Origin of the sequence: Agromyces aureus (genome assembly GCF_001660485.1) — a bacterium.
Taxonomy (GTDB): domain Bacteria; phylum Actinomycetota; class Actinomycetes; order Actinomycetales; family Microbacteriaceae; genus Agromyces; species Agromyces aureus.
In genome coordinates, this window is the sequence record NZ_CP013979.1 from 192856 (window position 1) to 210257 (window position 17402).

The window sequence follows — 17402 nt, forward strand, 5'->3', positions numbered from 1 at the left end:
CGGGCACGGATAACATGCACTCATGAGCGGGGCAGGGGCCGCGGCATCCGGGGCGCAGACGGCATCGACGGCACCGCCGCGTTCGAAGCGTGCACGCCGCTTCTCGGTGAATGCCGTGCTCGACGAGTTCTTCTTCGTGTTCGCCGGGCTGGCCGCGCTGTGGTTGGCGTACCTGCTGTTCAGCGAGTCCTTCACGCTCGGGTGGTGGGGCATCCTCGTGATGGTCCTGTTCTGGGCGCTGATCGCCTACCTGGTGCTGCCGCGCCTGCATCGCGTGCTCACGACGATCTACGTGCCCGACTACTTCATGGGCCGCACCCGCACGAGCGACGGACTCTTCGGCGACCCGGTCAACCTCGCGGTGCTCGGCGGTGAGGCCGAACTGCTGCGGGCGATGCAGGATGCCGGATGGACTCGCGCCGACGAACTGACCGGGTCGTCGAGCTGGCGCATCATCACCTCGACGATCACCCGCCGCAGTTACGACGAAGCTCCCGTGAGCCCGCTGTTCCTGTTCGGTCGCAAGCAGGACTTCGCCTTCCAGCAGGAGGTCGAGGGCAACCCCGCCAAGCGCCATCACGTGCGGTTCTGGCGAACACCCGATGGCTGGCTGCTGCCCGGCGGCGCCCGGGTCGAGTGGCTCGCGGCGGGCACCTTCGACCGCGCCGTCGGGTTCTCGCTCTTCACGCTCCAGGTCACCCACAAGATCGACGCCGACACGGATGTCGAGCGCGACCACATCGTGCGCACGCTGCGCGAGTCCGACCCGGCGATCTCGGTCAGCGTGCTCGCGGACTTCTCGACCGGCTACCACTCGCGCAACGGCGGTGGCGACACCATCCGCACCGATGGCGACCTCCCGGTCATCGACGTGAGCGCCGTGCGGGTGGCATCGTGAGCGACCGCGCAGAGCGCAAGCGCACGTCGACCGAGCCGCTCGAGCGACTGGTCGGGCGGGCGGATGCCTCCCCGCCGCCCATGCGTCGACCCGCAGCCGTATCCATGGGAGCCGTGCTGGTGGTGCTGCGGGTGCTCGGCGGTGCGATCTGGCTGCTCCTGCTCGGCACGAACTGGCGCACCGTCATCGCGGAGGAGCTCGATGTCACGACGGTCGACGCCGACACGTTGAACGCCTCGCTCGCGTTCATCGTCGTGCCCGGCATCGTCGTGCTCGTCGTGGAGCTCGTGCTCGCCTGGCTCATCTTCCTCGGGGTCAACTGGGCGCGCATCCTCGTGATGATCTTCGCGACGCTCAGCATCAGCGGATCGTTCGTCACCTGGTGGGTCGGCGACCAGGAGCTGCACCTCGACTTCACACTCGTGACGCTCTCGCTCGACATCCTCGTGATGCTCGCGCTCTCGAGCCGCGCCGCGCGCGCCTACGCCCGTCGCCCCCGCCTGAAGCGCCCGCCCCGCTGAACGCGGGATGGCGCCGGTCAGGGGGAGGTCAGGGTGCGCCCTCGCCGAACGTGCGCAGCCAATGGTCGGCGACGAGCTCGGCGACGAGCAGCTCGGTGAGGGCGGCGACCGAGTCGTCGGTGTCGCCCGGGAACCGCAGCACGAGCTCGGCGCCGGGCAGCTCGCGCCCGATGGCGGCGAAGCGGGAGCTGCGCTGCGCCATCACGTCGAGGGCCTGGGCGTCCCACGCCGAGCCGGCGAACACGAGTGCACGGTAGTCCTGCGTCTTCGTGAGGTGGACGTCGACGTGCGACCAGTCGCCGGTCTCCGATGCGAAGGCGATGCGCCGCGGCACCTCGCGGAGCATGAGCGCCGACTGCTGCGCGCTCGACGCGCGTTCGGCGGGGGCGAGCGCCCACGTGCCCATGGGGCCCGCGAGCAGGTCGGCGAGGGGCGGCATCCAGTCGCCGGCCATGGCGAGCAGCACGGCGTTGGCGGTCGCAGCACCGCGCACGGCGGCCGCATCGAACCGTTGGGCGGGCGCCGTGCCGAGCAGCTCCTCGAGCACCGCATCGAGCACGGCGAACGTCGCGCGGAACGTGCGGCACGCGACCCCGGAGGCCTCGACTCCGGCGAGCAGCGGCACGACGACGTCGGCGCGGCGTCCGAGCTCGGAGTCGGGCCGGTTCGTGACGGCGATGAGTCGCCCGGCGCCCCGGTAGCGCTCGACGGCACGCAGCACCTCGACGCTGCCGCCGGTGGCGGAGACGGCGACGACCGCGAGATCGGGCGCCGCGGGCGGCAGCAGCTCGGCGCTCGCGAGCTCCACGACGACGTTCGCGCCGACGCTGCGGTAGCGCCGGGCGACGACGTCGGCCGCGTACCGGCTCGAGCCCATGCCGAGCACGAGCACGCGCGCCGAACCGAGCATCGCGAGTCGTTCGAGTCCGGGCAGGCCGTCGTCGAGGGCGTCGGCGAGCCGTTCGAGCGTCGAGGGGATCAGGTCGAGGTCGGCTCGAAAGGCGGCGGTGTCCATGGGCTCTCCGGGTCTCGGGACGTTTCGCTACGCGCCCGGCGCGACCGGTGCACCGGCGTGCGCGGGGCACTCGGCGGTGTCGCACGACTCGCACACGACGAGCTGCATGCGGCACGAGACATCCGTGCAGTTGACGGTTCGTTTGGTCGCCTCACCGCAGACCGCGCAGGTGCCGATGACTGCCGCGTGATCGCTGAAGTCGATCGAACCGCGCCCGTCGAATACGTAGAGCGAGCCGTTCCAGAGGCCGTCGTCGCCGTAGCGCTCGCCGTAGCGCACGATGCCGCCCTCGAGCTGGTACACCTCGCCGAACCCACGGCTCGCCATGAGGCTCGAGAGCACCTCGCAGCGGATGCCGCCAGTGCAGTACGTGACGACCGGGCGGCCCTTGAGTTCGTCGTACTCACCGGAGTCGAGGAGTTCGACGAAGTCGCGCGTCGTGTCGACGTCGGGCACGATCGCGCCCGAGAACCGGCCGATGGCGGCCTCGAGCGCGTTGCGGCCGTCGAAGAAGACGACGTCGTCGCCGCGCTCGGCGACGAGCTCGTGCAGCGCGTCGGGGCTCAGGCGCGTGCCGCCGCCGACCACGCCCGCGCCGTCGACCTGCAGTTCGCCGCGCGCGCCGAACGAGACGATCTCGTCGCGCACCTTGACGCTGAGCTTCGGGAAGTCGAGCGTCGTGCCCTGCTCGTCGAGGCCTGTGCCCTCGCTCCACTTGAAGTCGATGTGCTTGAACGCGGGGTACTCGCGGGTCTTGCGCACGTACCGCTTGAGCGCGCCCATCTCGCCGCCCAGCGTGCCGTTGATCCCGTCCTTCGAGAGCAGGATGCGGCCGCGCAGCCCGAGCGACTCGGCGAGGTCGCGCTGCCACAGGCGCACGGCATCGGGGTCGGCGAGGGGCGCGAAGGCGTAGTAGAGGAGGATCTTGGCGAGGGCCACCCCGAGATTCTACGAGCGGATGCCGGGAGCAGGCCGAATGCGCCCGCCGCCCGCCCGTCCGTCCGCCCGTCCGCCCGCCCGCCCGTCCGTCCGCCCGTCCGCCCGCCCGCGCGCCTGCCCGTCCGCGAGTCCGACGCGCCGCCTGCCCGTCCGCGCTCTGCCCGCCAGCTATCCCGTGCTCCGGCCGGTGCAAGCCAGCCTCGCCCTTCAATCCCCGCCCGCACGATTGCGTGCTCGATTCCGCGGGGACTTCCGATCCGCGTATGTCAGTTCCGCCTCAACGATGAGGCGCAACTGACATACGGGAATCGCGTTTCTGCGGGCTCGAGGATGGTCTCGGGGTGGTGCGTCTATCGGGTGCTGGTGGCGCTGGTGTGCAAGGTTGCCGACAGCGGTGCGGCCGTGGTGCTCGTGCTGGTGCTGGTGCTGGTGCTGGTGCTGGTGCTGGTGCTGGTGCTGGTGCGGGTGCACCATGCGGGGTGTGGTGCATGGCGGGTGTGACCACTCAGGTCTTGGGGAGGGTCCAGTTGCCGTGACTCCGGGATCCTCGGCGGCCCTTCGCGCCCGCTCGGTGCGGGCGGTCGTCGGCTTCGTGCGGCGACGCCGGTTCTGCTCGAGGGCGATCAGCGTGCGGGGTGCGGGACCGAGCGGCCGACGGCATCGGCATCCGCCCGGCGTGGACGCCGCCATCGTCGCCCGCCCAGTCGCCGTCGTCGTCCGAGCGGAGCCCTGATCCGAAGCCGTACCGGTGATCCCAGAGCCGGAAGAGCTCGCCCACCGCGTCGTCGAGCCGCTCGAGGAACCCCTCGTCGAGCCGGTAGTGCCGCACGGTGAGATCGGCAGTGACCGACACGGCGCGCTCGTCGCGGAGGATCCGGAGATGATGCGCGACGGCAGACCTCGAGATGCCGAACTCGGCGGTCACGGCATCGGTCAGCATGCCGACCGGGTGCGATCCGCCGGCGAGGACCTCGATGATCCGTCGGCGCACGGGCTCGGCGACGATCTCGAACGGATGCAGCATGATCGGACGCTACCCGCGGAGAGGAATCGGTGCGACGCCCGAGCTTCGATGGTGGCGGCCGCCGATGGGCCCGTACCGGTGGAGGAGCAGTGCCTGCCCGGTGCGGATCAGGGCCTGAACCAGCGGCGGATCAGTGCTTGTTGCCCGAGAGGGCGAGCACGCCGCCGAGGCCGATCATCATGACGCCGCCCGTGGCGGAGAGGTGCGAGATGCGCTTCGGCGACCGCGCGAACCAGCCGCGTGCGGCGCTCGCCGCGAGCGCCCACACCGAGTCGCAGAGCAGCGCGAGCACGATGAAGACGACGCCGAGCTCGAACAGCTGCAGCGGGATCGACCCGGTGCCGAACGACACGAACTGCGGCAGCACCGCCACGAAGAAGGCGATCGTCTTCGGGTTCGTCACGCCGACGACGAACCCCTCGCCCAGCTGGCGCCAGTGCGAGTGCGAGGCGGCCTTGCCGTTGACGGATGCCGCGGCATCCGCTCGGTGCCTGATGGCCTGGATGCCGAGGTAGACGAGGTAGGCCGCGCCCGCGAACTTGATGATCGTGAACAGCACGACCGACTGGGCGACGATCGCCCCCACGCCGAGCGCCACGGCCGCGACGAGCGGCACCATGCCGAGTGCGTTGCCGACGACGCTGAGCAGCCCGCCGAGGCGCCCGAGCGCGAGCGAACGGCCGATGACGAACAGCACGCTCGGGCCGGGGATGACGATGAGCACGATCGACGCGATGACGAACGCGCCGAGTGACTCGAGGGGGACCATCCGGCGATGCTACTCCGCCCGCGCGATCTCCAAGGTCCCGGCGATGGGCGATACGGTGGCAGACGTGAGCGAGCACATCACCGCGAGCGTCGCCGACGGAGTCGGCCACGTCACGCTCAACCGTCCGCAGGCCCTCAACGCCCTGAGCTACGACATGATCCTCGCGCTCGCCGAGGTGTTCGAGGCCTGGCGGAACGACAGCGAGGTCGCGGTCGTCGTGCTCGACGGCGCAGGCGACCGCGGGTTCTGCGCGGGCGGCGACATCCGCGAGCTGCACGGGTTCGTGACGAGCGGCCGCATCATCGAGGCGCAGACGTTCTTCCGCGCCGAGTACCGCCTGAACGCCGCGATCGCCAGGTACCCGAAGCCGGTCGTCGCGATCATGGACGGCATCACGATGGGCGGCGGCGTCGGCCTCGCCGGGCACGCCTCGGTGCGCGTCGTCACCGAGCGTTCGCGCGTGGCCATGCCCGAGACGCGCATCGGCTTCACGCCCGACGTCGGCGGAACCTGGCTGCTCGCCAAGGCTCCCGGCGAACTCGGCGTGCACCTCGCGCTCAACTCCCGCACGATGGACGCGGCCGACGCGATCCACGCGGGGTTCGCCGACGCGCTCGTGCCCTCCGAGAGCCTGCCGCACCTGCTGCAGGCGCTCGCCGAGCGCGCCGACCCCGGCAGCCCCGCCGAGATCGTCATGCTGTTCGACGAGACGCCCGGACCGTCGGCGCTCGCCGCGAGCCGCGACTGGGTCGACGCCTGCTATTCGGCGCCGACGGTCGCCGAGATCCTCGATCGACTGCGCGCGTTCGCCGCGTCGCCGGTCGACGGGTCCGCGACGGCGGATGCCGCGGCATCCGCCCGCACGAACGCCGCCGCAGCGGCCGACGAACTCGAGACGCTGTCGCCGACGGCGCTCGCCGTGACCCTCGACGCGGTGCGGCGCGCCCGCGGCCTGCCGCGACTCGAGGATGCACTCGAGCAGGAGTTCCGGCTGGTCTCGTGGTTCCTGCAGCAGCCCGACCTGCACGAGGGCATCCGAGCCCAGGTCATCGACAAGGACCGCACGCCGGCCTGGCGGCCGGCGACCGCCGAGGAGTTGCCCGACGACCTGTTCTCGCGGGCGCTCGCCGAGCCCGTCGGCGACGGCATCTTCGACTGAACCGGATTATTCCGCACTCAAGCGCTTGTATGCAGAAACACGGGCTCGCGGCATCCGTTGCGCCGCGAGCGTGTCAGTGTGTATACATAAGGGACGAACGCGGCTGAGGGGAGCGACGATGCGGGCCAGCGAACGCACGTACGAGACGCTCCGCGAGGAGATCCTCGACGGCACGCTCGCCGCCGGCACCGTGCTCGCCGAGGTCGAGCAGGCCGAGCGTCTCGGCGTCTCCCGCACGCCCGTTCGCGAAGCGCTCGCGCGGCTCGGCTCCGACGGCCTGGTGGCCGCGCAGTCGGCCCGCGCGCTCGTGGTCGCCGAACTCTCGGGGGGCTCGATCGCCGATCTCTACGAACTGCGCGAGGCCCTCGAGGAGCAGGCCGCCCGTCTCGCCGCGCGTCGAGGCGAACCCGAGCGTTTCACGGCGCTCGCCGAGCGCTTCCGTGCCGCGGGAGAACTCGTCGACGCGGGAGAGACCGGCCTCGCCGAGTACTACGCCGTGATCGCCGACTTCGATCGGGCCATCGACGAGGCGGCGGGCAACTCGCACCTCAGCGCCGCCCTGCGGAGCGTGCGCCTGCACTCCACGCGCATCCGGCGCATCGCCAGGCACGACCCCGAGCGACTGCGCGCCGCTGCCGGCGAGCACCTGCTCATCGTCGAGGCGATCATCGCGCGCGACCAGTCGCTCGCCGCCCATGCCACGCACGTGCACCTGCACATGAGTCTTCGCCACGCGCTCGCCTCGATCGAGGCGCGACGCGTAGCCTGATGAGGCACCACTCCACGAAAGGGAACCGATGCTGACCCACCACCTGCGTACACACCGCAGCGACGAGAACCTCGCACGCGAGGGCCAGCTCGCATGGCAGCTCGCCGGAATCGCCGTCGACCCCGTCGAGCTCGACGACGACGTCGTGGAGATGGTCGTGAACCGCGTCATCGACAACGCCGCGGTCGCCGCGGCATCCCTCGCACGCAGGCCCGTCGTCTCGGCGCGCAGCCAGGCGCTCGCGCACCCGGTCTCGATCGGCGGCGATGGCGCGACCGTCTTCGGTGCGGATGCCGCACGCCGCACGAGCCCCGAATGGGCGGCGTGGGCCAACGGGGTCGCCGTGCGCGAACTCGACTTCCACGACACGTTCCTCGCGGCGGAGTACTCGCACCCCGGCGACAACATCCCCCCGATCGTCGCCGTCGCGCAGCACCTCGCCGCGAGCCGCGGCCTCACGGGTCGCGACGTCGTGCGCGGCATCGCCACCGGCTACGAGATCCAGATCGACCTCGCCAAGGCGATCAGCCTGCACCAGCACAAGATCGACCACGTCGCGCACCTCGGCCCGTCGGCCGCCGCGGGCATCGGCACCCTGCTCGGACTCGACCAGGAGACGATCTTCCAGGCCATCGGCCAGGCGCTGCACACGACGACGGCCACGCGCCAGTCGCGCAAGGGCGAGATCTCGACCTGGAAGGCGCACGCCCCGGCCTTCGCGGGCAAGATGGCCGTCGAGTCCGTCGACCGCGCGATGCGCGGCGAGACCAGCCCCGTGCCGATCTACGAGGGCGAAGACGGTGTCATCGCATGGCTCCTCGGCGGTCCGGATGCCACGTACGAGGTGCCGCTGCCCGAGCCGGGCGAGGCCAAGCGGGCGATCCTCGACTCGTACACGAAGGAGCACTCGGCCGAGTACCAGGCGCAGGCGTGGATCGACCTGGCGCGCAAGCTCCACGAGGAGTACCCGCTGATCCTCGACGAGCCGTCGCGCATCGAGTCGATCACGCTGCACACGAGCCACCACACGCACTACGTCATCGGCTCCGGCGCCAACGACCCGCAGAAGTACGACCCGGATGCCTCGCGCGAGACGCTCGACCACTCGATCCCGTACATCTTCACGGTCGCCCTGCAGGACGGCACGTTCAACCACGAGACCTCGTACGACCCCGAGCGCGCGCACCGCGCCGACACCGTCGAGCTCTGGAAGAAGGTCTCGACCGTCGAGGACGCCGAGTGGACGCGCCGCTACCACTCGAACGACATCGCCGAGAAGGCGTTCGGCGGGCGCGTGGTCATCCGGCTCGCCGACGGCGGCGAGATCGTCGACGAGATCGCCGTGGCCGACGCGCACCCGTTGGGCGCCAGGCCGTTCGCCCGCGAGCAGTACGTGACGAAGTTCCGCACGCTCGCCGAGTGGGTGCTCGAGGCGGCCGAGATCGAACGGTTCCTCGACCTCGCGCAGCGCCTGCCCGAGCTCGGCCCCGACGAGCTCGGCGGTCTCACGATCACGGCGGCGCCCGGCGCGCTCGTCGGCGTGGAGATCCCGACCGGACTGTTCTGACCGACCGCACCGCACAGCACTGACCGCACCGGCGCACCGCACCGGCACCGGCGCACCGCAACCGCACTCAACGAGGAGCAAGATGAGCGACCAGCAGCAGGCCCCCGAGATCTACAAGGGACTCGCGGGGGTTCCCGTCGACTACACGGCGGTCTCGAAGGTGAACCCCGAGACCAACTCGCTGCTGTACCGCGGGTACCCCGTGCAGGAGCTCGCGGCATCCGCGACCTTCGAGGAGGTCGCCTACCTGCTCTGGTACGGCGAGCTGCCCGACGAGCGCCAGCTCGCCGAGTTCGAGCAGCTCGAGCGCTCGCTCCGGGGCCTCGACCACGAGATCAAGCGCATCATCGACGAGCTCCCGCTCACGGCGCACCCGATGGATGTCGTGCGCACCGCGGTGAGCGTCATCGGCGCGTCCGACCCGCTGACGCCCGACGACTCCCGCGAGGCGAACCTGGCGAAGTCGATCCGCCTGTTCGCGAAGCTGCCGTCGATCGTCTCGTACGACCAGCGTCGCCGGCACGAACTCGAGTTCGTCGAGCCGCGCGAAGACCTCGGCTACTCGGCGAACTTCCTCTGGCAGACGTTCGGCGAGCTGCCCGAGTTGCCCGTCGTGAGCGCGTTCGACGTGTCGATGATCCTCTACGCCGAGCACTCGTTCAACGCGTCGACGTTCACGGCGCGCGTCATCGCGTCGACGCTCTCCGACCTCTACTCGGCCGTCACGGGTGCGATCGGCGCGCTCAAGGGTCCGTTGCACGGCGGCGCCAACGAGGCCGTGATGCACACGTTCGAGGAGATCGGCCCCGGCGAGGGCGGCGCCGAGCGCGCCGTCGAGTGGCTCGACGCGGCGCTCGCCGAGAAGCGCAAGATCATGGGCTTCGGTCACCGCGTCTACAAGCACGGCGACTCGCGCGTGCCCACGATGCGCGACTCGCTCGAGCGCATGGTCGAGTACTACGACCGCCCCGACCTGCTCGAGCTGTACGTCGCGCTCGAGACCGCGATGGGCGAGCGCAAGAACATCAAGCCGAACCTCGACTACCCGGCCGGTCCGACGTACCACCTGATGGGCTTCGACACCGAGACCTTCACGCCGCTGTTCGTGGCAAGTCGGGTCACCGGCTGGACCGCGCACATCATGGAGCAGCTCGCTTCGAACGCGCTGATCCGTCCGCTCTCGGTCTACAACGGCGTCGACGAGCGGCACGTTCCCGAAGGGCGCTGACCCGAAGGGTTCCGGCCCTCGCGCCGCCACGCCCGGCATCGGATCCGCACCCCCGCACGGGGGATGACGGATCGCGGATGTCGGGCGTAGCCTTTCGCGCACCGGGCGCGGGCCGACCCGACTCGCCGCCCGATGCACGACGGGGTGCAACATGTCTCCTGAACCCGAATCGGTCGCAGCGGTGCGGTCGTCAGTGCCGTCCACTGTGTGGATCGCACTGTGCAGTTGCGTGCTGCTCGTGCTCTCGATCGTCGCGGGCGCTCCGCCGGCGAAGGCCGAGCCGGTCGGCGTCACGTTCATCGGCACCGTTGCCGTGGGCTACGGCGGCCCGTTCGTCGAGGGGGCGACGGTGGACGTGTTCCCCGCCTCAGGCGACGGTACGGGGTCGGTCGCGACCGCGGTCTCCGACGCAGCCGGGGCTTGGCGACTCGACGGGGTGCCCGCGGGAGCGTACAAGTTCCGTGCGACGGCCCCCGGCTTCGTCGAGTCGTGGTGGGGCGGCGACGACTTCGCCACGGGCGGCACGCTCACGACCGTCGATGGCGACATTCGGTATCCCGACTTCCACCTGTTCGAGACCTGGTCGTCGGCCGAGGGTACGGTGTGGGCGGATTTCGAGGGCACACCGCTCCCCGGCGTCGAGGTGACGCTGCATCCGATCGACCCGCCCGATGCGCCCGCGGTGCATTCGGCCACGACCGATGCCGCCGGTGCCTGGCGCATCCCCGATCTCGCGTTCGGCACGTATCGCGTGCACTTCCACGACCCGAGCGGACTCCTTCCCGACCAATGGTGGTCGGCAGTGTCCGGGCCGCTCGGAGCGCAGGAGATCGTCGCCGCGAAGAACCGACGCTGGAGCGGCATCAACGCCTTCGCCCCGAGCGTCCTCTCGAACGCGTGGTCGGCCATGTCGAACCCCGTGCTCTCGGGCTCACCGCTCGTCGGCGAGACCCTGACGGTCAACCAGGGCGTGTGGGCGCCGCAGCCCGACGCGTTCCGCTGCATCTGGTTCCGCGACGGTGCGCAGATCGAGGATCCGGCGCAGACCGAGGACTGGTACGGGTACGAGGGTGAGACCTACAGCCCCGTCGCGAGCGACGTCGGGAAGAAGATCACGGCGCAGTGCTTCGCGCTGCTACCGGGGTACGCGAGCCTCTGGCGCGAGACGCCGCCCGTCACGGTGGTCGACGAACTGCAGAGCGCGTCGGTGTCCGTCCAGGTCGTCGTGGCCGACGAGGCGTTGTTCGCGACCGACCTGCACGGCGTCGAACTCGAGGTGTACGACGCGGCGGACTCGAGTGCGCCGATCGAGACCGTCTCGGCCGAGGCGTCGACGGGCGATCCGATCGGCGCGGCCGCGGCGATGCTCGAGCTCGAGCCGGGCGAGTACCGGCTGCGGGCCGTCGTCGACGGCGCAGTGTCGGGCTGGTGGACCGATGCGGTGACCGGCTCCGACGACCCGATCGCTGAGGAGCTGGGCACGGCGGGCTACTGGCCAGAGGCGGAATTCGCCTCATCGACCGTGCTGCACGTCGCAGCCGACGGCGTCGCGACGCCGGGCAACGTGCTGATCACGGTCTACCCCGGCGTCAACTCGATCCTCGGCGGCGTCTTCAGTGACGTGCCCGACGGCGTCGACCTGTTCGGCGTGGCCTCGCTCGACCCGGGCGCCCTCATGGAGGTGTTCCCGGTCGGATCGGATGTGGCGGCGGCGACGGCGGTCGCCGGTGACAGCGGGATCCTGCAGGTCGCCGACCTGCCCGCCGGCTCCTACCAGGTGCGGTTCTCGGGCGAGCGGAGCGTGGTGCCGGAGACCGATCCGCCGTCGGTCGAGACGGTCTCGCAGTGGTGGCCCATGCAGTCGGATCGTGCCGCGGCGCGGACGATCGACTTCCCGGCCGAGGGCGGCCACTGGATCGGCGTCACCGGCAACCTGAACACCACGTCGTTCAACACGACCGAGCCGGGCGACCGGGCCGCGATCTCGGGCAACCCGGCGGTCGACGCGACGGTCACGCTGGACCCGACCTTGAACCTCGGGGAAGACCCGTTCGACGCCCTCGTCGACCGGCTCGAGCAGTACGACTTCCACATGACCGACATCCGGTGGTTCGCCGACGGACAGCCGATCCCGGGTGCCACGACGACGTCGCTCAAGCTGACACCGGATCTCGAGGGGCGGTCGTTGCACGCCGAGTTCACCGACTACGTGCTGTTCGGAGCCCTCCGCGAGCAGGCGAGCACGACGCCCGTGACCGTCCTACCGTCGCCGCTGCCGCCGCTGAACCCGAGGCCGACGCCGACCATCGGGGTCGACCCGGTCGCGGGCGTTCGGCTGACCGCGACGGTCGGCGCCTGGGGGCCGGGAGCGACGACCCGCACCTACCAGTGGCGCCGCGACGGCGTCGCGATCCCGGGGGCGACCGCGACCGCGTACACGCCCGTCGGCGATGACGTCGGTGCCCGGCTCACGTTCGCCGTCACGGCCGCCAAGCCGGGTTACGCCACGACGCTGCGCACGAGTGCCCCGACGGCTCCGGTCGCCGAGGGCGCCCTCGTGGCGCCCGTTCCGACCGTGAAGGGCACTCCGCAGATGGGTCGCACGCTCACGGCCGCGGCCGGAACCTGGAAGCCGACGCCGGTCGCCCTGACCTACCAGTGGCTGCGCGGGGGCGCGCCGATCGACTCCGCCACGGCATCGACCTACGTGCTCACGGCGGCCGACGTCGGCGCGTCGATCGCCGTGCTGGTGACGGGCGACAAGGCCGGGTTCGCGACATCCTCGATGCAGAGCGTCGCGACCGCACCGGTCGCCCCCGGCGTGCTGACGGCCCCGGTGCCATCGGTCAAGGGCACGCTCCGGGTCGGCGTCGCCCTCACCGCGACCACGGGAACGTGGAAGCCCGCCCCCGTCGACCTGTCCTACCAGTGGATGCGCGACGGCCAGCCCATCGACGCCGCCACCTCGGCGGGGTACGTGCTGACGCCCGACGACCTCGGCGCCGCGATCTCGGTCGGCGTGACCGGCACCAAGCCGGGCTACGGGTCGGCCACGCAGGTCAGCGCGCCGCGCTCGCCGGTCGCGCTGGGGGTCATCACGAACCAGGTGCTGCCCTCGATCCTCGGCACGGCGAAGGTCGGCCAGCAGTTGAGTGCGGCCCCGGGTGCCTGGACTCCGGCCGACGTCACCTCCGGCTACGAGTGGCTGCGCGCGGGCGTCGTGATCCCGGGTGCCGTCGGTCCGACGTACACGCTCGTCGATGCCGACCGGAACAAGGTGATCAAGGTGCGCGTCACAGCCTCGTCGCCGGGGTACACGAGTCTGCCGAAGACGAGCGCCGCGACCCTGAAGGTGGTGCCGTAGGAGTACTCGAATCCGTACAAGGCGGGCCCGCGGCATCCGCCCGCCCGCTGTGGCGACTCGCCAATGATGGGCGATCTACGACGAAACAGCCGTACAGTCGTGGGTTATGCACATGTTCTTCCGCACGCTGCTGCACGTGTTGTTCCTCTCGCGCCGCAGGCCCGATCTCGCCCACGACGACGTGGCGCGCACGAACTTCATCACCCTGCCGACCGATCTCGACATCAACCGGCACATGAACAACGGCGTGTACTTCTCGATCATGGATGTCGCGCGCTTCGACATGCTCGTGCGCAACGGTGTCTGGAAGACCATGCGCGACAAGGACTGGTATCCGGTCGTTGCGAGCGAGACGATCACGTTCCGCAAGTCGCTGCAGCTCTGGCAGCGGTTCACGATCGAGTCGCGCATCACGGGCTACGACGACCGTGCGGTCTACCTCGAGCAGCGCTACGTGCGCCCGGCCGCCGACGGCACCCCCGAGATCTACGCGCAGGGGTTCATCCGCGCTCGGTTCCTGCGCAAGTCGGGCGGGGTCGTGCCGGTGTCCGAGCTCATCGAGGTGTTCGGCGCCGCCGGCGGCGGCGGGCTTCCCGAGTGGATCGAACGATGGGGAGCGGATGTCGCGCTGCCGCCCACGCGCGCCGAGGCGCCGTCGATCTGGCCGAGCGAGGTCGAGCAGCGGGCCTGACCGTCGGCGTTCGCCGCGACATCCGCTCGACTAGAGCTTCGCCTGCTTCGGGATCACGATCTCGCGGATGATGAGCAGGATGCCGGCCGAGATCGGGATCGCGACGAGCGCGCCGAGCAGGCCGAGCAGCGTGCCGCCCGCGAGCGCCGAGATGAGCACGATCGTGCCGGGCACCTGCACCGCCTTGCCCATGACCTTCGGCGTGAGCACGTAGGCCTCGACCTGCATGTAGACGAGCATGAAGATCAGCACGATGAGGCCGGCCGTCGGCGAGACGAGCAGCGAGATGATCGTCATGAGGATCGTGGTGAGCACGGTACCGATGAGCGGGATGAGCGTGACGAAGAACGCGACGACGCCGATCACGAGCGCGTAGGGCACGCCCACGATGACGAGCAGGATCGTCGAGTAGGTGGCGTTCATGAACGCCAGGATGACCATGCCGCTGAGGTACTTGCCGACCGAGAGCATGATGCGCTCGGCGAGGTCGGAGATCTGGGCCCGGCTCGACTTGCGGATCAGGGTGTAGCAGGCCTGCTTGGTGCTGTCGAGCGTGGCGATGAAGTAGATCGAGAGCACGAACACGAAGAAGCCGGTCGAGATCGCGCCGATGACGGAGGCGCCGAACGCGAGTGCGCCGCCGCCCACGGTGGCCCAGAGGTTCGGGTCGGTCAAGGCGTCTTCGACGGCCTTGACGACGGTCGAGAGCAGCCCGTTCGTGGCGTCGTTGACCTGGTCGAACCAGCCGGAGTCCTGCGCGTTCTTGACCATCGCGGGGATGTTCTTGATGAGGCTGACGGCCTGCTCGACCACTGGGGGCACCAGGATCCAGACGATGGCGACGGCCACGCCGACGAAGAGCAGGATCACGACCACGATCGCCATGCCGCGCTTGAGTCCACGACGCTCGAACCAGCGGATGAGCGGATCGAGGCCGAGCGCGACGAATGCGGCGATGAACACCGAGAGCAGTACGCTCTGCAGGTTCGACACCGCGATGCCGAGCAGGAGCGCGAGCAGCACGCCGAGCGTGACGATGAAGCCCCACCGCAACGGGTGGTTCGCGAAGAAGGTTCCGTTGCTCTGTGCGGGCTCGCGTCGCCGCATGCGGTCTGCCGTGTTCACGGCGTCAGTCTAGGGGCGAGGGCGGCCCGCCCCGCCGACTGCCGCGCCGAACGCCGCGCCGAACGCCGCTCCTACCGCGGCGGGGCGGCGGGCCAGCCGAGGTCCGCGTCGTGCGCCGGGTCGAATCCGGCCTCCGGGCCGTCGCCGGGCTCGCCGCGCTCCCCGTGCACGCCTGTCTCACCGAGCTCGTCGGGGTCGACCACATCGATCGACTCGGTCGGCGTCCGCGGGCGCACGGGCACCGCCAGTTCCCGGTAGTAGCGCGTGAACGCCGGGAAGTACGACTCCCAGGCCGGCATCGGCGACCCGCTGCGCGAGGCGATGAGCCGGTCGAGGTAGTAGTCCCAGCCGCAGCCCCAGGCCGCGACATCCGTGCCGGGGTAGAGGCGCTGGCCGAACGTCAGCGCGGTCAGGCCGCCCCGCTCGGTGAGGTTCGCGAACACGCGCATGTGCTCTGGCGAACTGCCGTCGGCGACGAAGTGGTGCGGTGCGTCGCAGAAGAGGATGCTGACCGCCTGCCAACCCTCGTCTTCGGCGTAGTCCCCTTCGGCGTTCATGCGGAAGCGCACGGCGCCGGTCGACGGGGAGCCGGTGTAGGTGCCGATCCACGCCTTCATCGCGTTGCGGTTCGTGAGGCTGTACCAGACGTCTTCGATGGGAGCGTGGAACAGCCGATCGAACTCGATATAGAGCCCATCGCCCCTCAGCTGATAGTGGCCAGTCGGTTTCACGGTCATCATCGCCCCCGATCGTCGGTGTTTTCAGGCTAATCCCGCGAGCCGCCTACTACTAGAGTGGGCCGCATGAGTTCGAAGGCGCAGCAGAAGCAGCACGAAGAGGCGATCGACGTCACCGATGGCAAGTCCGGCCTGTGGGGCTTCCTCGCCGGCCTCATCGTCGCCGCGTTCATCGCGATCCCGCTCTCGGCGGCGTTCTCGTTCGCGACGCACCCCAACACGCAGCAGCTCTTCTCGGGCCGACTCGACGAGGCGAGCCAGGGCGGCTACACGGCGTTCTGGTGGCTCGCCACGATCTTCCTCGCGGCGCTGCCGTTCCTCGTCGGCTACGCCGTCGCGAACCTGTCGCGCAAGTCGCTCGCGATCGTCGGCGCGATCATCGTGCTGTTCATCATCGCGGCGCTGGTGCTCGGCCAGCTCTTCCTCGTCGTCTGACCGACGACCCCGACTCGTCTCCGAAGGCCGATCCGCACGCGCGGGTCGGCCTTCGTCGTGCCCAGCGGTGAGCGGATGAGCGGATGCCACGGGTGAGCGGATGCCGCGGGCGGCCGTTCAGTCGCGCGCGGCGTCGAACGCCTCGCGGGCGTCGGTGATGCTCGCGTGGTTCGCCGCGGCCCACTCGACGAGGCCGAGCACGGGCAGCGCGAGCGATCGCCCGAGGTCGGTGGCCGCGTACTCGACGCGCGGCGGGATCTCGGGGTAGCTCGTGCGCGACACCAGACCGTCGCGCTCGAGGTTGCGCAGGGTCTGCGTGAGCATCCGGTGCGAGATGCCGTCGATGCTGCGCTGGAGCTCGGTGAACCGCATGGAGTGCTCGTGCAGCATGCGGATCACGAGCAGGCTCCACTTGTCGCCCACTCGCGAGAGGAGGTCGCGCACGATGCGGGCCTCGGAGTTCTCGGCGTCGCACACGGGCGGGACGTCGCACGCGCCGAGGCCGGCTGCGGGGTCGGCGCTGGGGTCGGCGAGCTCGGCGGCGTCGGTGAGACGGGGGGCGGCGGCATCCGTGATCGTCATGTCGTCCTTCGGGTCAGGCGGGCGTTCGAGCAGGGGTCACGCACTTCGAGGTGCGTGACGCACGGTGAAGTGCGGGGGAGCCGTCGGCTAGAGTAACCGATCGTGCGTCACGCACTCATCGTAACCGACACCTCCGGGTGCATCGAAATTGGAGAACCCATGACCATCGCCCTCTGGATCGCCACCGGGCTGCTCGCCCTCGTCTTCCTCGCGGCCGGCACCGTGAAGAGCCTCACCCCGCGCGAGAAGCTCGTCGAGAAGATGGGCTACATGGAGGACCTCTCCGACGGGCAGGCGCGCGCGGTCGGCATCCTCGAGTTCCTCGGCGCGCTCGGCCTGATCCTGCCCGCCGCGACCGGCATCCTGCCGTGGCTCACGCCCGTCGCCGCGTTCGCGCTCGCGATCACCATGGCCGTCGGCACCGCGCTGCACATCAAGCGCCGCGAGACCGCGGTTCCGAGCCTCGTGCTCGGGGTGTTCGCCCTCGTCGTGGGACTCGGCTGGGTCTTCTTCGGCTGATCCGGTCAGTGCTTCGGCCGGGCCGGTCAGTGCGTGCCGGTGCGGCATCGAGACGCAGGA

18 protein-coding genes are annotated in these 17402 nt (G+C 70.4%); 11 read left to right on the plus strand and 7 right to left on the minus strand.

The window, feature by feature from the left end; all coding sequences use genetic code 11:
* Positions 1 to 22 precede the first annotated feature (22 nt).
* Positions 23 to 898 (plus strand): LssY C-terminal domain-containing protein, encoded by an 876-nt coding sequence (locus tag ATC03_RS00810; protein WP_067871947.1) that lies wholly within the window; start codon positions 23 to 25, stop codon positions 896 to 898.
* On the plus strand, positions 895 to 1419 hold the full coding sequence (locus ATC03_RS00815; protein ID WP_084003144.1) for a hypothetical protein: 525 nt from the start codon (positions 895 to 897) through the stop codon (positions 1417 to 1419). Before ATC03_RS00810 ends, ATC03_RS00815 begins: the two co-directional genes overlap by 4 nt.
* Positions 1420 to 1447: 28 nt before the next feature.
* Here the strand turns inward: ATC03_RS00815 and ATC03_RS00820 are convergent, their stop codons facing one another.
* Both ATC03_RS00820 and trhO read right to left on the minus strand, forming a co-directional pair.
* Positions 1448 to 2434: an SIS domain-containing protein gene (locus ATC03_RS00820; protein WP_067871950.1), complete on the minus strand. Its 987-nt coding sequence runs from the start codon at positions 2432 to 2434 to the stop codon at positions 1448 to 1450.
* A 27-nt stretch (positions 2435 to 2461) separates the two neighbouring features.
* A complete protein-coding gene (gene trhO, locus ATC03_RS00825) occupies positions 2462 to 3373 on the minus strand; it encodes an oxygen-dependent tRNA uridine(34) hydroxylase TrhO (RefSeq protein ID WP_067871953.1) in 912 nt (303 codons plus the stop codon).
* A gap of 330 nt (positions 3374 to 3703) precedes the next feature.
* Here trhO and ATC03_RS20070 point away from each other — a divergent pair, with 330 nt between their 5' ends.
* Positions 3704 to 3874 (plus strand): hypothetical protein, encoded by a 171-nt coding sequence (locus ATC03_RS20070; RefSeq protein ID WP_161490299.1) that lies wholly within the window; start codon positions 3704 to 3706, stop codon positions 3872 to 3874.
* 4 nt (positions 3875 to 3878) lie between these two features.
* Here ATC03_RS20070 and ATC03_RS00830 read toward each other — a convergent pair whose 3' ends face one another.
* Both ATC03_RS00830 and ATC03_RS00835 read right to left on the minus strand, forming a co-directional pair.
* Positions 3879 to 4397, minus strand: a complete 519-nt coding sequence (locus tag ATC03_RS00830; RefSeq protein ID WP_067871956.1) for an ArsR/SmtB family transcription factor — start codon at positions 4395 to 4397, stop codon at positions 3879 to 3881.
* Positions 4398 to 4527: 130 nt separating this feature from the next.
* Positions 4528 to 5166: a LysE family translocator gene (locus ATC03_RS00835; RefSeq protein ID WP_067871958.1), complete on the minus strand. Its 639-nt coding sequence runs from the start codon at positions 5164 to 5166 to the stop codon at positions 4528 to 4530.
* A 64-nt stretch (positions 5167 to 5230) separates the two neighbouring features.
* Here ATC03_RS00835 and ATC03_RS00840 point away from each other — a divergent pair, with 64 nt between their 5' ends.
* From ATC03_RS00840 to ATC03_RS00865, 6 genes are all read left to right on the plus strand, one after another.
* Positions 5231 to 6325, plus strand: a complete 1095-nt coding sequence (locus tag ATC03_RS00840; RefSeq protein ID WP_227820188.1) for an enoyl-CoA hydratase/isomerase family protein — start codon at positions 5231 to 5233, stop codon at positions 6323 to 6325.
* 118 nt (positions 6326 to 6443) lie between these two features.
* Positions 6444 to 7094 (plus strand): GntR family transcriptional regulator, encoded by a 651-nt coding sequence (locus ATC03_RS00845; RefSeq protein ID WP_067871963.1) that lies wholly within the window; start codon positions 6444 to 6446, stop codon positions 7092 to 7094.
* Positions 7095 to 7122: 28 nt separating this feature from the next.
* A complete protein-coding gene (locus ATC03_RS00850) occupies positions 7123 to 8661 on the plus strand; it encodes an MmgE/PrpD family protein (protein ID WP_067871965.1) in 1539 nt (512 codons plus the stop codon).
* 82 nt (positions 8662 to 8743) lie between these two features.
* Positions 8744 to 9889 carry a bifunctional 2-methylcitrate synthase/citrate synthase gene (locus ATC03_RS00855; protein WP_067871967.1) on the plus strand — a complete coding sequence of 382 codons (1146 nt, stop codon included), beginning with the start codon at positions 8744 to 8746 and terminating at the stop codon, positions 9887 to 9889.
* Between the two features lie 151 nt (positions 9890 to 10040).
* The gene (locus tag ATC03_RS00860; RefSeq protein WP_084003146.1) at positions 10041 to 13253 is read left to right on the plus strand and encodes a carboxypeptidase regulatory-like domain-containing protein; all 3213 of its coding nucleotides are present in this window, start codon (positions 10041 to 10043) and stop codon (positions 13251 to 13253) included.
* Between the two features lie 106 nt (positions 13254 to 13359).
* On the plus strand, positions 13360 to 13944 hold the full coding sequence (locus ATC03_RS00865) for an acyl-CoA thioesterase (protein ID WP_067871970.1): 585 nt from the start codon (positions 13360 to 13362) through the stop codon (positions 13942 to 13944).
* Between the two features lie 30 nt (positions 13945 to 13974).
* Here the strand turns inward: ATC03_RS00865 and ATC03_RS00870 are convergent, their stop codons facing one another.
* Entirely contained in the window at positions 13975 to 15069 is a 1095-nt protein-coding gene (locus ATC03_RS00870; RefSeq protein WP_152030814.1) for an AI-2E family transporter, read from the minus strand.
* A 71-nt stretch (positions 15070 to 15140) separates the two neighbouring features.
* Positions 15141 to 15806: an SRPBCC domain-containing protein gene (locus tag ATC03_RS00875; RefSeq protein ID WP_084003658.1), complete on the minus strand. Its 666-nt coding sequence runs from the start codon at positions 15804 to 15806 to the stop codon at positions 15141 to 15143.
* Positions 15807 to 15872: 66 nt separating this feature from the next.
* On the opposite strand from ATC03_RS00875, the gene ATC03_RS00880 reads away from it, so the two are divergent.
* Positions 15873 to 16241, plus strand: coding sequence for a hypothetical protein (locus ATC03_RS00880; RefSeq protein ID WP_067871975.1), 369 nt, complete (start codon positions 15873 to 15875; stop codon positions 16239 to 16241).
* Between the two features lie 117 nt (positions 16242 to 16358).
* On the opposite strand, the gene ATC03_RS00885 is transcribed toward ATC03_RS00880, so the two are convergent.
* Complete coding sequence (locus ATC03_RS00885; RefSeq protein ID WP_084003148.1) at positions 16359 to 16823, minus strand: winged helix-turn-helix transcriptional regulator; 465 nt, start codon at positions 16821 to 16823, stop codon at positions 16359 to 16361.
* Positions 16824 to 16982: 159 nt separating this feature from the next.
* Between ATC03_RS00885 and ATC03_RS00890 the strand changes: the two genes are divergently transcribed.
* Positions 16983 to 17342: a DoxX family protein gene (locus ATC03_RS00890; protein ID WP_067871978.1), complete on the plus strand. Its 360-nt coding sequence runs from the start codon at positions 16983 to 16985 to the stop codon at positions 17340 to 17342.
* The last annotated feature ends 60 nt before the right edge of the window (positions 17343 to 17402 follow it).

Excerpts from the sequence above, each read along its gene's own strand:
- ATC03_RS00810 (WP_067871947.1), top strand. The coding sequence starts at position 23 with ATGAGCGGGGCAGGGGCCGCGGCATCCGGGGCGCAGACGGCATCGACG.
- ATC03_RS00820 (WP_067871950.1), bottom strand. The coding sequence starts at position 2,434 with ATGGACACCGCCGCCTTTCGAGCCGACCTCGACCTGATCCCCTCGACG.
- ATC03_RS20070 (WP_161490299.1), top strand. The coding sequence starts at position 3,704 with ATGGTCTCGGGGTGGTGCGTCTATCGGGTGCTGGTGGCGCTGGTGTGC.
- ATC03_RS00830 (WP_067871956.1), bottom strand. The coding sequence starts at position 4,397 with ATGCTGCATCCGTTCGAGATCGTCGCCGAGCCCGTGCGCCGACGGATC.
- ATC03_RS00835 (WP_067871958.1), bottom strand. The coding sequence starts at position 5,166 with ATGGTCCCCCTCGAGTCACTCGGCGCGTTCGTCATCGCGTCGATCGTG.
- ATC03_RS00845 (WP_067871963.1), top strand. The coding sequence starts at position 6,444 with ATGCGGGCCAGCGAACGCACGTACGAGACGCTCCGCGAGGAGATCCTC.
- ATC03_RS00850 (WP_067871965.1), top strand. The coding sequence starts at position 7,123 with ATGCTGACCCACCACCTGCGTACACACCGCAGCGACGAGAACCTCGCA.
- ATC03_RS00855 (WP_067871967.1), top strand. The coding sequence starts at position 8,744 with ATGAGCGACCAGCAGCAGGCCCCCGAGATCTACAAGGGACTCGCGGGG.
- ATC03_RS00860 (WP_084003146.1), top strand. The coding sequence starts at position 10,041 with ATGTCTCCTGAACCCGAATCGGTCGCAGCGGTGCGGTCGTCAGTGCCG.
- ATC03_RS00865 (WP_067871970.1), top strand. The coding sequence starts at position 13,360 with ATGCACATGTTCTTCCGCACGCTGCTGCACGTGTTGTTCCTCTCGCGC.
- ATC03_RS00875 (WP_084003658.1), bottom strand. The coding sequence starts at position 15,806 with ATGACCGTGAAACCGACTGGCCACTATCAGCTGAGGGGCGATGGGCTC.
- ATC03_RS00880 (WP_067871975.1), top strand. The coding sequence starts at position 15,873 with ATGAGTTCGAAGGCGCAGCAGAAGCAGCACGAAGAGGCGATCGACGTC.
- ATC03_RS00885 (WP_084003148.1), bottom strand. The coding sequence starts at position 16,823 with ATGACGATCACGGATGCCGCCGCCCCCCGTCTCACCGACGCCGCCGAG.
- ATC03_RS00890 (WP_067871978.1), top strand. The coding sequence starts at position 16,983 with ATGACCATCGCCCTCTGGATCGCCACCGGGCTGCTCGCCCTCGTCTTC.